Source organism: Colwellia demingiae, from assembly GCF_007954275.1.
GTDB lineage: Bacteria > Pseudomonadota > Gammaproteobacteria > Enterobacterales > Alteromonadaceae > Colwellia > Colwellia demingiae.
This window is the reverse complement of sequence record NZ_VOLT01000008.1, coordinates 44,892-59,930: the sequence shown is the minus strand read 5'-3', so window position 1 is coordinate 59,930 and position 15,039 is coordinate 44,892. Positions and strand designations below refer to the sequence as shown.

Here is a 15,039-nt window from a genome sequence, read left to right as displayed (position 1 = left end):
CGATAGCGGGGACATGAACATTAGCTTAATAGATAGGGTGGCACAAGGCGATCTTTCAAATTTTTTGTGAATTAAATGTGACGATTTGTAAGCTTAAGGAATTATCAATAATAAACAGTTGGTTATACATGTTAAATTTCGAGGGGAAAGTTCGGGAACACTGGAGAATTTCACTGCTAAGTGCACCAAAAAAGTCAGGCATTCCCTTAAAAATTGCTGTAAAACCAAGTAATATTATTCTCTGTTCCCTTTCAGATGGGCTTTAAAAGACTTTAATCTGCATTAGGCTCTATCGCTTTAATATGCTGGCTGACCGAGATATAGCTTCCAACTAAAGCAAGCACAACAGCAAACCCGATCAACATCAGTGCTTCGCTGCCGGATAATCCCTGCAATTGAAAGTTACTTTGATAAAGCTCACTTAAATCACTAATAGCGTAACCTAAGTACCAAGCAAGAAGAGTCACAGCAATACAAGAAAGTATGCCACCAAAAATACCGTACCAAATACCAGAATATAAAAATGGTCTCTGGATAAAGCTATCTGTCGCGCCAACCAACTTCATAATAGCGATAGCATCTCTTTCATTTAAAATAGCTAATCGAATAGTATTCCCAACAATGAGTACTACCGATAAACATAATAATAAGGCCACACCTAGCACAATATCTTCAATTAAACGGGCCATAGCTTCTAATCGCGTTAACCACTCTAAATCAAGTTTTCCTTGCTCAACTTCTCGCTCTTTGCTCAATTTTGCTAACAAGGCATTAGCCGCTTGTGCTTGGCTAGCTCTTTGCGTTGGTGTTACCAATAACGTTGCTGGCAATGGGTTTTTATCTAGGTATTCAAGTGACTGACCAAAACCAGATAAAATTTTAAATTCTTTCAATGCTTGTTTAGCAGAAATGTAGCGCACCTCGGCCACATCGTTATAAAGACTAATGCGCTTTATTAAATTTTGTGCGCTCTTCTCACTGGTTGATAATTTTAGAAATAAGGTAATTTGAGAGGCACTATCCCACTGTTCACTGACTTGCTCGGCGTTCTTAACAAAAAGATGCAAGGTTGCTGGCAATGCTAAACTGATGCCTAAAACAAAAATTGTCATCACTGTGGTAAAAGGCGTTCGCCATAAATTACCTAAACTTCCTACCGCTTGCTGAAAATGTCGAATGGGGAGAGTTAAAAGGCGTGCCAATAAACTTGAACGCGCTTTTAAACCACTACTATGAATATTGCTCATCATATCTCCCCTGTGCTTGTAGGCCATCAACAATGCCATCATTAATCATGGTGCCCTCTTTCAGCGTCAGTGTACGGTATTTCATGCGCGCAATTAAACCTAGATCATGAGTTGCAATGAGTACGGTTACGCCAGCGGCATTAAATTCTTCAAACAAACTAATAATATCTAACGATAATTTGGGGTCTAAATTTCCGGTAGGCTCATCAGCAAGGAGAATAGGGGGTTTATTAACTATCGCACGAGCAATACCAACGCGTTGTTGTTCACCGCCAGAGAGCATGTGTGGATAACACTTCAACTTAGCGCTTAAATGCACTTTGTCTAATGCAGTCGCCACACGCTTTTTAATTTCACTGTGACTAACACCCTCAATAATTAGCGGTAAGGCTACATTATCAAAAACAGTACGGTCTTTAAGTAGGTTATGACTTTGAAAGATCATCCCGATACCACGGCGTACATAAGGCACTTGCTTATATTGAATATCGGAGAGTTCGGTGTGATTTACTTGGATACTACCAGAACTGGGTTTTTCCATTAATGAAATTAACTTTAACAAGGTACTTTTACCTGCTCCTGAATGGCCAGTTAAAAATGCCATTTCACCGCTTTCTAGACTAAAACTCACTTGTTTTAATGCCAGAAAACCGCCTGGATAGGTTTTATTTACCTTATTGAAATTAATCATATTACTTTAATATTTGGTACGAATAAGCAGGCTAACTTAGCACAACTACCCTGTGATACTCAAACGACTTCAAAATGCATATTCATGCATTTTGAAGTGGAACGGGTCTATCTAGTCATAAGCTGCTTGAATATTTATTTGCAGCTACTTGCTAAAAAGCGCTTCAATGAAATCATCACTGTTAAAAGGTCTTAAATCATCGATGCCTTCACCGACACCTAAATATCGAATAGGAATACTATGCTTATCTGCAACAGCAAAAATAACACCACCTTTGGCGGTACCATCTAATTTAGTAATAGTTAAACCCGTTAAGCCCACAGCTTCGTCGAACAGCTTAGTTTGACTTAAGGCATTTTGACCTGTGCCAGCATCAAGCGTTAACATCACCTCATGAGGTGCATTAACGTCTAGCTTTTTCATTACCCGCACAACTTTTTTCAATTCTTCCATCAAGTGGGCTTTATTCTGTAAACGTCCTGCTGTATCAGCAATGATGATATCAACTTTACGTGCTTTTGCAGCACTGATAGCATCAAAAATAACAGAAGCACTATCCGCACCCGTATGTTGAGCAATAACAGGGATATTATTACGGTCACCCCATACTTGTAATTGCTCGACCGCAGCCGCTCTAAAAGTATCGCCTGCTGCTAACATTACAGATTTTCCCTCTGCTTGAAATTGCTTAGCTAACTTACCAATGGTCGTGGTTTTACCCACACCATTAACGCCAACCATAAGCATAACAAAAGGCCCTTCCCCTTCAGGAATAACTAACGGCTGACTCACATCTTCAATAACTTTCTTTAATTCTACTTTCAGCAAGTCGTACAAAGCAGAGGCATCTTTTAGCTGCTTACGATTAGCACTTTTCGTTAAAGAATCGATAATTTTCATGGTGGTTTCAACACCAACATCCGCCAACAGCAAATGAGTTTCTAACTCTTCAAATAAGTCATCATCAATTTGTTTGCCGCGAAACAAGTCAATTAAGCCGCCACCTAAGTTTTGTCTTGTTTTACTTAAACCTTGTTTTAAGCGGGCAAAGAAACCAAGCTTACTCTCAGCTTTGGCTTCAACAATCTCTTCGACTTTCGGTTCAGCGTCTTTAGCTGTATCGGCTTGTTGTTGCGATACATCCTCTAATGCTTCTTCTACAACCTCAACATCATCAATTGATTCAACCTGTTGCTCAACAGCTTCCATTTCGGCTAATAATTTCGCCTCTGGTAGCTCTTCACTCATAGCATCACTGGTCAATTCAGCGTCAACAAGCTGAGAACTGTCTTCAGTTACAGAGGCTACAGTTACCGCTTCGATCGCTACTGCTTCTGTAGTTTCGGCTGCTGAATCCTCAAGCACATTAGCATCGTCGTTAACAACATCAACAGTAGTAGCTTCTTGCTCTACTGCATGTTCTGTTATTGATTCTTCTGCTTCATTGACAACTGACTCAACAATTTTCTCGTCAAGTTGTTCAACCGGTTCTGTTACCGTCGCTTGTTCAGCTTCAGTAGCAGAGAGAGTTTCATTGTTACTTTCTTCAGTGCTTGGTTGCTTTTCTTTTTTGCCAAAGCCTAACCAAGACAACATACCTTTTTTCTTCGACACTTTTAGCTACCTAAATATATTTCAGTATGAAATTGTTTGGTATAAGAACCAAACAAGGATAAAATTGGCGCTATATTAGCACTTAATAGCAAAATTGTCAGTGATATGAATCAAGCAAAAAAACAACTAAGTAAAAAAATCCTTTCTGGGAGAGGACAGGGTAAATCTGCCGGTAAAATCCGCATTATTGCAGGTAAATACAAAGGCAGAAAATTGCCTGTATTAATGGCTGAGGGATTACGCCCAACAACCGATAGAGTTAAAGAGACTGTCTTTAACTGGCTCATGCCCTATATCGCACAAGCCAACTGCTTAGACTGTTTTGCTGGTTCTGGTAGTTTAGGTTTTGAAGCGTTATCACGTGGCGCTGATAAAGTAACCTTGGTGGAATTAAATAGAGCAGCAGCGAACCAACTACTCGCGAATAAAGAATTACTCAAGGCTGATAACATTAACGTTATTAATGATAACGCTCTGGCTTTTCTAAAAAATGATTCTCTTAAATCAGAATTGACGGCAAGTACACACAAGCCTTTTGATTTGGTTTTTCTCGATCCGCCTTTTAGAAAGCAATTGGTCGAACAAGCCGCACAATTACTAAATCACTTTGGTTTGGCTGATCAGGCACTCATTTATGTAGAGATGGAAGCAGAGAGCACACAAGTTATCCCAGCTAACTGGCAATTAATTAAAGAAAAGATTTCTGGTCAGGTTGTTTATCAACTCTATCAATATCAGGTCTAATTTCATTACGTTCATTTAAGGAGACAATTAATATGTTTACTGATTATCTCGACACGCCATTGGGCTTGTTTGAATTTATGGCAACCGAGCAAGGTATTTGCCAAGCTATTTTTTGCGGTGATAAAGCTTGCGGTGATCAAAAAGGTGAAATCAAAGCTAATGACATCACTGAACTTTGTAAACAGCAATTAATAGAATACTTTGCCGGGCAGCGTCAAATTTTTACCGTACCATTAGACCCTCAAGGTACTGAATTTCAACAATCCGTATGGGGTTGTTTAGCAAAGATTCCATTTGGTACTGTAAAATCCTACGGCGAAATAGCCAAGATGCTCGATAAACCAAAGGCCTCACAGGCTGTTGGTGGCGCTAATGGTAGAAATCCCATTACGTTGATTGTACCTTGTCATCGCGTTATTGGTGGTGATGGTTCATTAACAGGTTATGCCGGTGGTATTGAGCGTAAATTATGGTTATTAAATCATGAAGGGGTTGAGGTAAAGCAAACCAATAACAATGCCAATTTAGATATCAAGAATGTTATTAATAAGCGCCAAGAAAAAACGCAATTCCTACGTTGATATATTGCTACTGATCTAAAAACGTCAATATTGAAAACAAAAAAGGAGTACCTATAAGTACTCCTTTTTTATCTATCTAAATTAGCAATTAATTTTTCGGCACTAATTTTAAGTCATGAAAATCAAAACTAAAGTCAGTCGCCCGTGATACTGCTTTCATAGTGACGTAATTAATTCCACCATCTTCATTTAAATTAAAGTTAACAAAAGCATCAGCCTTAAGCGTTTTATCATGCCAGCGAACAATAAAGGTATTATGTTGGTAGTGCTCTAAGGTGCCCTTTAATTCTGGGGTGTTACCAAACTGCATATGGAGCTTATTATTTTTAAATGTTATATGAATTTCGCCATACCAATCATCAACATAAGTCTGCGCATATTCACGTAATACTAAAGAATGTGCTGAGTTTTTATGAACTGAATCTGCCGCTTTCGCTAGGCGACTTTGTTCTTTAGCAGTCTTCGTTGTCTGTTTTGTATGATAATAAGCAATCCAATCTTTTTTAGGTAATTCAAGGTACTCATTTAAAATTTGATGATAAATTGCATCGACAGCGAAGCTCGACTGTTGATTAGTTAGAATCACCATAGCAAGATCTTCTTCTGGCACCAATACCACTTTAGAGACCATACCTAAAATACCACCACCGTGATGAAGTAGCTTCACCCCATGATAATCTTTCATAAACCAGCCCAAACCATAAGCTGAAAAATGCGTCTTATCTTGCTGAGTCTCTATTTCAGAAACAGATCGCAAAGTTTGCGCTTTCCACATGGTACGGCTTTGCTTAGCTGAAAATAATCGAGGAGATTTTTCATCTAGTTTAGCGCCGTATGCGCCTTGATTTAACTGAGCCTGCAACCACAATCCCATATCATTAACGCTAGAAGCAACTGAAGCCGCTGCGCCAAATCTTTCGATAAAATTACCACCCACAACATTTAATTTACCATTAAGTGGTACATGTGCTCTGGCTACATTGGTATTTTTCTTTTCAATCAATGAAAAGGCTGCACTGGTGTTATTCATACCAAGCGGCGTAAATATACGCTCTTGAATAACTTCATTCCAAGACTGGCCAGTAATACGTGCAATAACCTCACCAGCAACAATGTACAACAAATTGTCATAAGCAAATTCACTACGAAAACTAGATACCACAGGTAGGTGCTTAATCCCCTTAATAACATCATCATTTGTTGTCGTAGTATGCGGCCATATCATCAAATCGCCGGCACCGAGTCCTAAACCCGAGTTGTGAGCTAATAAGTCAGTAATAGTAAATTGACTGGTAACATAAGCATTTGGCATTTGAAATTCAGGAATGATATCAATGACTTTAGTTTTCCAAGTCAACTTACCTTCATCGACCAAATTAGCTAATAAAGCAACGGTCATCGCTTTAGTGTTTGAAGCAATACCAAATAAAGTATCAGAGGTGACTTTGGCTGACTTCCCGTGTTCAATAACACCAAAACCTTTGCTCATAACCACTTTATTATTTTTGATGATGGCTACGGCTACACCAGGCACTTGAAAGGTACTCATGGCTTGAGTGATAGCCTGTTCAATTTTAATATTTTTATCAACAACACTGCTTGCTTGCACTGGAATAACGAGAGACAAAATCAAGGTGAGTGAAATCAATGCACCACTAAGTAACTTCATATGGGTTTCCTGTATTAGATTCTTATTATTTGAGTCTATGACTTAGCATTGCTTTTACACGGCCACAGTTAACCATTAAACGATCTCAATGCCTAAATTAGATAAACCTTCAGATAAGCTCATCTGCTTAGCTAGTTTACACGTACGTTTATCGGCGGCGGCAAACTTTAGAAAATCGAACAGCTCATTTTGCGTGTCCTTTTCCCATTGCATGAGTGGATGTTCATCCATTTGCTCGGCAGTGATCGTAAGTTCTTCATCGGCGGACTCTTCAACTTCTTCAAGTAAAAGCAGCTCGACATAATAACTGACACTATTATGAGATAGACGACTGATGCTTTGGATATCGTCAATATCAATTTCTGCTGTTTTTTGTTTCTTCGATGGCTTAACTTGCATTAATTGCCACAAAGCCGAAAATGCCATACACGCATCAAGAGCAGGAAATACACCAAAAGAATCAAACGCTTCTGGGTCAGGGGTTTCAGCTTCTAATTTGAGTAATTGGGCATCGCTATTAATTTTTACCGTATTACTGTTATCAAGCCATTGCCAAATAATATCGAGTTGATTGCGTAATACTTTAGCATTACCAAAGTCAGCGGCTTCACTAAACATTTGATAATTAGGTAACATACGTTCAAGTAACGCTGCAGAGAAAGCAATTTGATGCCAATGACTTAACTTGGCAAAAGGGAGATGAATAGCCACTTAGATATATACTCAGTTGAGATAATTAACTGGATTATACCCAAGCCTATTCAAAATGCGAATAAGCTTGGTTTTATCATGGCTGTATTGTATAGATATCGAAACAACTAACTGGTTAATTGCTTCTGAGCATACTCGAATTTCAATCGATATTCGGTCAACTTATGCTCCAACTCACTTGTTTGATCGTCAAACTGAGTCTTTTGCTCACCGTGATCAGTGATTAACTGATGATTCTCATCGCGTAAGAATTTAATAGTTTCTCGCACTTTATTATTTTCTGTTTCTTGTTTATCTCGATTCTTATTAAAGCGTTGCAAGATATTTTCTTGCCCTTCTTGGGCAACCTTCACTTGCTCATTAAGCACTGTAACTTCTTGCTGATATAATTTTATATCATTTTGTTCAATTGCTAATTTACTGCTAAGTTGCTCGTTAGTTTTTTCTAATTCAATAATGTTTTGCTGCGCGGTTGCTTGCAATTGTTTCGTTTGTTCAGCATTCTCGTTAATTATTTTTATTTCATCAAGATGTAACTGTTTTACTTGTTCCACACCCTCATTAATTGCTTTGATCTCGTCAAGGTGTCGCTGTTTTACTTGTTCCGCACCCTCATTAATTGCTTTGATCTCATCAAGGTGTCGCTGTTTTACTTGTTCCGCACCCTCATTAATTGCTTTTTTCTCATCAAGGTGTTGTTGTTTAATTTGTTCCGCACCCTCATTAATTGCTTTTTTCTCATCAAGGTGTTGTTGTTTAATTTGTTCCGCACCCTCATTAATTGCTTTTTTCTCATCAAGGTGTTGTTGTTTAATTTGTTCTACACCTTCATTGATTGCTTTTTTCTCATCAAGGTGTTGTTGTTTAATTTGTTCCGCACCCTCATTAATTGACTTTATTTCATCAAGAAGTCGCTGTTTATCAATGAATGCCTGTTCAGTTAGCTTAATAATTTGTGCTTGAAAGTCTTGGCTTTTTTGTTCTGCTTGTTTGTTTTTATCTTGCTCAGTATCAATTGATTTTTGTTGTGCTGATAATTGCTGTTGTAACTCAGCTTTGCCGCTCTGTTCCTGTTGAGCTTGCTCTGCTAACTGAGATATTTTCTGTTCTAAGCCTTTGACTTTACTGTCACTACTTTGCAGCGCTTCAGCTTGAATACGAGCACTATCATTTTCGAGTTTCCGAAGTTTTTCTGTTAACACATCGATTTGTTGCTTGGCTGTCGCTTCAGTTTGGCTTTTAATCGTTATTACCGCTTCGCTTTGCTGCTTTTCATTTAGCTGTAATTTTTCAGTTAACACATCAATTTGTTGTTTGGCTGTCGCTTCAGTTTGGCTTTTAATAGCTATAACCGCTTCACTCTGCTGTTTTTCATTTAGTTGTAATTTTTTAGTTAACGCATCAATTTGTTGTTTGGCTGTCGCTTCAGCTTGGCTTTTAATAGCTGTTACCGCTTCGCTTTGTTGCTTTTCGTTTAGATGAATTTTTTCTTTAGCTACCGTAAGTTGTGTCGTTAAACTTTGCTCTTGTTCAGTTAACACCATAATCCGACCATTTAAGCCGTCAATCTCTTGATTTTTATCATTAAGATTTTGTTCTGTTTCCAGTAGCTTTTCGTCTAACTTATTATTACTGCTTTGCTTTTTATCTTGTTGTTGTGTTTCTTGCTGCTTTAAATTAACAATTTCTTTTTCCAAGCACTCTATGGTCTCACTGTAATTAATAGTGTTTTGAGTGAGTTCTACCTGGAAGTTTTGCTTATTTGTTGCTTCATCTGCCTGTTTCTCAGCTAACGCGTGTTTAAGCTGTGTAACTTCATTCAGTTGTGATTGTTGTTTTTCAGCAAAGTTTTTTTGTAATGATTGTTCTTTCTCTGATAGATATTGGCTTTGTTGATCAGTATTTTTACTCATTTCCGTCTTAACTGCAGAAGCTATCAAGTGAGTTAATTTATCTTCCACTTGAATGTAAATGTCACTAGCCAAACTTTGGATTTGTTCTTCAACATCCTTAGAAAATGTACTTTTATCGACCATATTATTCTCATTATTATAAATCGCTACTGCTTCTAAATTATCACAGGTACATCATCACAGGAATATGAAAAGTAATTTTTTTTAACAAAAAAGCAACAAAAAAGGGGCAAAAGCCCCTTTTATTATTATTTATAATTTTTTACGGTCAAAACGACAGGTAAATTAACTCTCTGCAACGCCTTCTTGTACTTCTTCTTTAGCTAATGGTGCGATTTGGATACTGGTAATTGGAGCGTTACTTGTTAGGTTACGCAATTGAACTAAACGGTTGATTTGACCTAAAGAACCTAACATCGCATAAATTGGGACAAATAAGCCACGTTTATGGAAATCTAGTACTTTATCATCGGCTAATGTTTTCACTTTGTCTTCGTTAACAGTGAAGATACCGGTAAGTTTTTTCTTTTCGCCATTACTCAAATCAATATTTAATTCAAGCTCTTGTAATAAATCATTTTCTTCAAGTTCTTTAATAAAATTTTCAGTCATTTTTTCATTTTCATATAAACGACCTAATGAATTTTGTACGTTAGCTAATAACTCTGATTCTTTGCCGTCTGCTTCAAATAATGCAAGCTCTTTATCTTCAGCAACTAAAGTACTATCTATATCAACACAGGCTGTTAGAGTATTTTCTTTGTCAGGATCTAGACCTAAAGCAAATGGTGCCATACCAACACTTTGTGGTAATGATAAAGCACTCCATTTATCATCTTTATAATATAAGTTCTCGCCTGCTTCTAAACCCAACATAGCAACACTACGGTAACGTGGTGAATCTGGGTTTTTAACCAACACTACAGGAAAACTTGCTGATGCTTGCGCATATTCAGCAGCGGTTAATGAAACAATGTGTTGACCAGCAACATGTGCAAGATCGCGCTTGCTAGCAAGTTTAAGATTTTGATGTTGTTCTTTTCTAACAGGGACGAAATTAGCCATTACTTTATCTCTTGTAAATGCTTTTATGGAGCATCTTTTTTAATATTGTTATTGAATTGCAATAACTAGAATGAAATTACTGCGTTGTTATAAGTTATGGAGACACTTAATTAGCTTTCAATGCTAAACTTCACATTATTTTCTAAATGATACAAAAAATACAACGATGGTTATAAAAGTATTCGCTTTAATCACTGCATTATTATTTTCTGTTAGTGCATTAGCTATGCCCAAAATAACAGTGAAACATCAACGTAACGCCAACGGTTTTACCCAAGTTCAAGTAAGCAACGACACAATGGAAAACTTAATTTGTCATGTTGCCATTGATGGTAATAAAGTATTGTTTCGTCTCCAAGCCATTGGATATTCAAGATGGTTTACCGCAACAGATATCCGTTACAACCATACTAATTTTAGTGTTTGGTGTGATTATTTGAGATTGCATCCTAAATACCAAAAGAAGTAAAATCCTTAATTTCATTGTCAAAAGAAGCTATTTCCACATGTAAATTGATTAAAAACATTGATCAATAGCCCAAGCTTTAACGAAAAATTTCTTGTACACTAGCGCCGTTTTTAATCATATCTACGGACGCTTTATGTTGCATACGCTTTCTCAACTTCGCTCTGGCGAACTCGCCGGCATTAGCCAATTAAAATTATCTGAAAATCTAAGCACATTCCCATTAGAAATTTTAACGCTAGCTGACAGCTTAGAGATCCTAGACTTATCTAATAATGCTTTATCATCACTACCTGATGAGTTGGCACAACTGACAAAACTAAAAATTATTTTCGCTTCACAGAATAAATTTGAACACTTGCCCGAAGTATTAGGACAGTTACCAAACCTTGAAATGGTCGGCTTTAAATCGAACCAAATAAAACAAGTAGCGGAACATTCATTACCTACTCAATTGCGTTGGTTGATTTTAACGGATAACTTAATTGAAACTTTACCAAATAGTTTAGGTGAGCGACCGAGATTACAAAAGTTAGCATTGGCGGGGAACCAGTTAACACATTTACCGCAAACATTAGCGCAAGCCCATAATTTGGAACTCGTACGTATTTCTGCTAATAAACTAACACAATGCCCTGAACAATTATTGAACCTGCCGAATTTGGCTTGGTTTGCCTTTGCTGGTAACCCATTTACAGCAGTTAACAGCGAAGCTAACGCCAAAGTTAAGTCCGTTCCTGAACTCTCATCAGCAAACTACACCTTAGAAAATGTATTAGGTCAGGGCGCTTCGGGTGTTATTTCAAAGGCACATTGGAATACACCACAATCACAATTTCCTGAAGATATTGCAGTAAAAGTATTTAAAGGTGAAATTACCAGTGATGGTTACCCGCAAGATGAATTACAAGCTTGCTTACAAGTAGGTTATCACTCAAATCTAGTAGAATCATTAGCGCAAGTGAATGAAGAAAACTACCTTGCGTTAATCATGACTCTGATCCCTGAAAATTACCAAAACCTTGGTTTACCTCCTTGCTTTAATAGCTGCACTCGAGATACCTTCCCGCAAGGTTTCAGTTTACCCATTACGCTTATTAGTAACATCATTAGCCAGATGCAAGATGTGTTCGCGCACTTACATAAAAATCAGGTATGTCACGGTGACTTATACGCTCATAACACCTTATTTGATGCTCAAGGTAATATCATTTTTGGCGATTTTGGTGCTGCGACTAGCTATCAAATGCTCACCCCCGCACAGCAGGAAAATGTTCAACAAATAGAGCACAGAGCGTTAAACCACTTTATCGACGACTTACTGAGTATTTGTGCTGAGCAAGATAGAACAAGTACAGTGTTTATCGCGCTGAAAGGTCTCATCTCATAAAATAAATACTGCACACTAAATCAAGGAAGATAATATGCGTTTGAAAGGAAAGTTCGTTAAATGGAATGTCGACAAAGCCTTTGGCTTTATTACGCCAAATGGCGGCGGTGATGCTATTTTCATACACAAAACGGCTTTAAAAAATCGAAATAGAATACCCAAAATCAATGATGTTATTACCTTCTCAGTAATACAAGACAACCAAGGTAGATATTGCGCAGATCAGGCTATTTTTTCTGGTGAAAAATCACATAGCAAGCAAACCAAAAACATAAGTACATTCTCGATTTATCTATCCCTGATATTTATTACTTTTGTAGCTGTTGCTTTTTTTCTTGGTTACCTGCCCCAGAAAATATTACTGATTTACATAGGCGTTAGTATTATTACTTTTCTCGCCTATGCCTTTGATAAGTCAAAAGCACAGCGAGGCGAATGGCGTACACAAGAAAGCACTTTACACCTGTTAGCCTTAATTGGAGGATGGCCTGGCGCAGCCATTGCGCAACAAATACTTAGGCATAAATCTAAAAAGAAGGAGTTTAGGATCGCATTTTGGTTCACTGTATTTGTTAATACCGCAACGCTAGGCTGGTTGATGACGACTCAAGGTAAGCCTTTTTTAAGTTTTTTTTCTTAGCCACATCAGTGGAGCTATCTTGCAACCTACACTATATGCGCTTTTAGTAGACTAGCGCTTTTTTCGTTTCAATATTTTTAAACCATGAATACATAGGTATTGCCCCTGCGTTATCTAGATTGGGAGCTTGGCGCTTGGTATTTAAATCTTCTACGCTTATAGTACGCATTTCTACACTAAAGCGTGTCGAACTAGACGTGTTTGGTACACTTGCATGTAACTGTGCACTAGCAAAATTTAATACATCTCCTGGCTGGATTATCAACTTTAATACCCCGTCCTCGTTAACTTTTTCTATCGGTGAAGGGGCACTGGGATAATTGAAACTACGCTCCCTTTGAGCTTCATTTCGTTTTTCTAACAAGGTATCAAAACACCACGTTGCAGTTGTATTAGCGAGTGGTTTTTCCCAGTAATCTGGGTAGATGGCAATAGTACGTTCTGTTGTTAAATCAAAAATAGGGGCCCACCAATTTTGTTGGCAATTAATATTGCTACCCCAAGTATCTCTATGATGACCAATCGCAGCACGGTCTGCCCCTTTGTGTTGTTCTGCAAATGGTACAACTCTCAACGGGAAATGGTCATAATAGCAAGTCTTTGGGTCTATACCGCATTCAATGAGTGCACGAAAAAATAACTGTCGTGCTTTATCACTGCAACGAAATTGGGTCTGAGCAGCACCGGTCGCTTTTAAAAAACATTCTTTACTCAGTTGATGCTGGGCAAGAGTTGGATCTAATTCGCCCAAGTGTTCCTTTAATAAAGCTTTTGTAAATTCAATCAGTTCAATCATGGATTCACGTTGGGTATAAACTAATAAATGGCCAGAAAATAGCAACTCTGATCTTTCTTGATCATCGATTGGATGATTTAGGTGTATAACTTTCATACTATTTCTCCTAAAAATTTGTTGACTAAATCTGCCTATTTACAATTTTTTATAAAATATCTTCAAACGTTAACTAACGAAAAAATATTCCAATAAATTCATCTACTAAAACCAAATTAAACCGCCTGGCCGCAAGCATATCCACTAGCCCAGCAAAATTGGAAATTGTAGCCGCCTAACCAACCTGTTACATCAATGACTTCCCCAATAAAGAACAGCCCTTGCTGTTTTTTACTCTCAAAAGTTTTTGAAGATAGCTCATCAGTATCAACACCACCTAAAGTAACTTCGGCTGTTCGGTAGCCTTCAGTACCATTTGGCTTAATCTGCCACGCATGTAAATAGTCACTTAGTGCAGTAATTTCAGGGTGATTAAGTTGTTTGATTGGTTTATCTGCAATAACACCATCTTTAACCAAAACTTCAACAAAGCGTTTCGGTAATAAGGTCGCTAGTAGATTTTTCACCGACTTTTGCCCTTGCTCACTTTGCCACTGACTTAAGGTTTCACTAAGATTATGTTCTGGCAATAAGTTAATAGTAACCGCCTGCCCTGCGCGCCAAAAAGAAGATATTTGTAAAATTGCTGGCCCTGATAAACCCCGATGGGTAAACAAAATATTTTCTTTAAAGCTTGTGCCATTTTCGCTAGTGACTTCGGTCAACAAACTGATGCCTGACAGACCATCAAAACGTTCTTTATCATGCTCGTGCAAGGTAAAAGGCACTAATGCAGCAATCGTTTCAAGTACCTTTAAATCAAATTGCTCAGCAATTTTATAACCTATAGGTGAAGCGCCTAGTTTCGGCATGGTTAAACCACCCGAAGCAACAACTAAGGATTTACATTGGTAGCTTGTCTCATTCGTTGTTACGCTATAACCATCGTCAATTTTGGTGACCGACAATACTTCACTGCGCAGGTTAACTTGAACACCTGCCCACTCACATTCGGTCATCAATATATCAACAAGATCTTGCGCACTGTCATCACAAAATAATTGCCCTAGTGATTTATGGTGATACTTCAAGCCATGACGGTCCACTAAATCAATGAAATCTTGCGCGCTATAACGACTTAATGCCGATTTGGCAAAGTGTGGATTCTGACAAAGATAATTTTCAGGGCTTGTATTTTCATTGGTGAAATTACAACGACCGCCACCACTGATTAATACTTTTCGAGCGGGTTTTTTCCCCATATCAACCACAACAACGCTTTTACCGCGGTAGCCTGCTTGAGCTGCACACATTAAGCCTGCCGCGCCGGCACCAATTATTAATACGTCTGTTGTGATCACTGCTACACCTTAAGAATAAAAGCCTTATAAGAACGCTTATTCTGCGCTCTCTACAAAGAGGACTTTGAAAATTTCGGCCCTATTATAATCTTTATGCAAATAGTGCGTATACAAA

The 15,039-nt window shown here is 37.9% G+C and carries 14 protein-coding genes; 5 read left to right on the top strand and 9 right to left on the bottom strand.

Annotated elements, in window-relative coordinates; genetic code table 11:
* Positions 1–272 precede the first annotated feature (272 nt).
* From ftsX to ftsY, 3 genes are all read right to left on the bottom strand, one after another.
* On the bottom strand, positions 273–1,250 hold the full coding sequence (gene ftsX / locus ESZ36_RS15485; protein WP_425457404.1) for a permease-like cell division protein FtsX: 978 nt from the start codon (positions 1,248–1,250) through the stop codon (positions 273–275).
* Entirely contained in the window at positions 1,231–1,938 is a 708-nt protein-coding gene (gene ftsE, locus ESZ36_RS15480; RefSeq protein WP_146789547.1) for a cell division ATP-binding protein FtsE, read from the bottom strand. Before ftsE ends, ftsX begins: the two co-directional genes overlap by 20 nt.
* Positions 1,939–2,082: 144 nt before the next feature.
* Complete coding sequence (ftsY, locus tag ESZ36_RS15475; protein ID WP_146789779.1) at positions 2,083–3,534, bottom strand: signal recognition particle-docking protein FtsY; 1,452 nt, start codon at positions 3,532–3,534, stop codon at positions 2,083–2,085.
* Positions 3,535–3,657: 123 nt separating this feature from the next.
* Here ftsY and rsmD point away from each other — a divergent pair, with 123 nt between their 5' ends.
* Positions 3,658–4,296 (top strand): 16S rRNA (guanine(966)-N(2))-methyltransferase RsmD, encoded by a 639-nt coding sequence (rsmD, locus tag ESZ36_RS15470; RefSeq protein ID WP_146789545.1) that lies wholly within the window; start codon positions 3,658–3,660, stop codon positions 4,294–4,296.
* Between the two features lie 32 nt (positions 4,297–4,328).
* Entirely contained in the window at positions 4,329–4,877 is a 549-nt protein-coding gene (locus ESZ36_RS15465; RefSeq protein WP_146789543.1) for a methylated-DNA--[protein]-cysteine S-methyltransferase, read from the top strand.
* A gap of 88 nt (positions 4,878–4,965) precedes the next feature.
* Here the strand turns inward: ESZ36_RS15465 and ESZ36_RS15460 are convergent, their stop codons facing one another.
* From ESZ36_RS15460 to ESZ36_RS15445, 4 genes are all read right to left on the bottom strand, one after another.
* A complete protein-coding gene (locus tag ESZ36_RS15460; protein WP_146789541.1) occupies positions 4,966–6,546 on the bottom strand; it encodes a serine hydrolase in 1,581 nt (526 codons plus the stop codon).
* A 75-nt stretch (positions 6,547–6,621) separates the two neighbouring features.
* Entirely contained in the window at positions 6,622–7,257 is a 636-nt protein-coding gene (locus ESZ36_RS15455) for a YjaG family protein (protein WP_146789539.1), read from the bottom strand.
* Between the two features lie 107 nt (positions 7,258–7,364).
* Positions 7,365–9,293 (bottom strand): coiled-coil domain-containing protein, encoded by a 1,929-nt coding sequence (locus ESZ36_RS15450; RefSeq protein WP_146789537.1) that lies wholly within the window; start codon positions 9,291–9,293, stop codon positions 7,365–7,367.
* A gap of 162 nt (positions 9,294–9,455) precedes the next feature.
* Positions 9,456–10,235: a SapC family protein gene (locus ESZ36_RS15445; RefSeq protein WP_146789535.1), complete on the bottom strand. Its 780-nt coding sequence runs from the start codon at positions 10,233–10,235 to the stop codon at positions 9,456–9,458.
* A gap of 166 nt (positions 10,236–10,401) precedes the next feature.
* Between ESZ36_RS15445 and ESZ36_RS15440 the strand changes: the two genes are divergently transcribed.
* The 3 genes from ESZ36_RS15440 to ESZ36_RS15430 all read left to right on the top strand — a co-directional run bounded on the left by ESZ36_RS15440 (position 10,402) and on the right by ESZ36_RS15430 (position 12,731).
* Positions 10,402–10,704, top strand: coding sequence for a hypothetical protein (locus ESZ36_RS15440; protein ID WP_246129123.1), 303 nt, complete (start codon positions 10,402–10,404; stop codon positions 10,702–10,704).
* Between the two features lie 136 nt (positions 10,705–10,840).
* Positions 10,841–12,091 carry a leucine-rich repeat-containing protein kinase family protein gene (locus ESZ36_RS15435; RefSeq protein ID WP_146789775.1) on the top strand — a complete coding sequence of 417 codons (1,251 nt, stop codon included), beginning with the start codon at positions 10,841–10,843 and terminating at the stop codon, positions 12,089–12,091.
* Positions 12,092–12,125: 34 nt separating this feature from the next.
* Positions 12,126–12,731, top strand: a complete 606-nt coding sequence (locus tag ESZ36_RS15430; RefSeq protein ID WP_146789533.1) for a DUF1294 domain-containing protein — start codon at positions 12,126–12,128, stop codon at positions 12,729–12,731.
* Between the two features lie 43 nt (positions 12,732–12,774).
* Here the strand turns inward: ESZ36_RS15430 and ESZ36_RS15425 are convergent, their stop codons facing one another.
* Complete coding sequence (locus ESZ36_RS15425) at positions 12,775–13,623, bottom strand: hypothetical protein (RefSeq protein WP_146789531.1); 849 nt, start codon at positions 13,621–13,623, stop codon at positions 12,775–12,777.
* A gap of 116 nt (positions 13,624–13,739) precedes the next feature.
* A complete protein-coding gene (locus tag ESZ36_RS15420; RefSeq protein ID WP_146789529.1) occupies positions 13,740–14,924 on the bottom strand; it encodes a BaiN/RdsA family NAD(P)/FAD-dependent oxidoreductase in 1,185 nt (394 codons plus the stop codon).
* Positions 14,925–15,039 lie beyond the last annotated feature (115 nt).

Bases quoted from the DNA above. Each gene is read 5' to 3' on its own strand.
- ftsX (WP_425457404.1), bottom strand. From the start codon at position 1,250: ATGATGAGCAATATTCATAGTAGTGGTTTAAAAGCGCGTTCAAGTTTA.
- ftsE (WP_146789547.1), bottom strand. From the start codon at position 1,938: ATGATTAATTTCAATAAGGTAAATAAAACCTATCCAGGCGGTTTTCTG.
- ftsY (WP_146789779.1), bottom strand. From the start codon at position 3,534: ATGTTGTCTTGGTTAGGCTTTGGCAAAAAAGAAAAGCAACCAAGCACT.
- rsmD (WP_146789545.1), top strand. From the start codon at position 3,658: ATGAATCAAGCAAAAAAACAACTAAGTAAAAAAATCCTTTCTGGGAGA.
- ESZ36_RS15465 (WP_146789543.1), top strand. From the start codon at position 4,329: ATGTTTACTGATTATCTCGACACGCCATTGGGCTTGTTTGAATTTATG.
- ESZ36_RS15460 (WP_146789541.1), bottom strand. From the start codon at position 6,546: ATGAAGTTACTTAGTGGTGCATTGATTTCACTCACCTTGATTTTGTCT.
- ESZ36_RS15450 (WP_146789537.1), bottom strand. From the start codon at position 9,293: ATGGTCGATAAAAGTACATTTTCTAAGGATGTTGAAGAACAAATCCAA.
- ESZ36_RS15445 (WP_146789535.1), bottom strand. From the start codon at position 10,235: ATGGCTAATTTCGTCCCTGTTAGAAAAGAACAACATCAAAATCTTAAA.
- ESZ36_RS15440 (WP_246129123.1), top strand. From the start codon at position 10,402: ATGGTTATAAAAGTATTCGCTTTAATCACTGCATTATTATTTTCTGTT.
- ESZ36_RS15430 (WP_146789533.1), top strand. From the start codon at position 12,126: ATGCGTTTGAAAGGAAAGTTCGTTAAATGGAATGTCGACAAAGCCTTT.
- ESZ36_RS15425 (WP_146789531.1), bottom strand. From the start codon at position 13,623: ATGAAAGTTATACACCTAAATCATCCAATCGATGATCAAGAAAGATCA.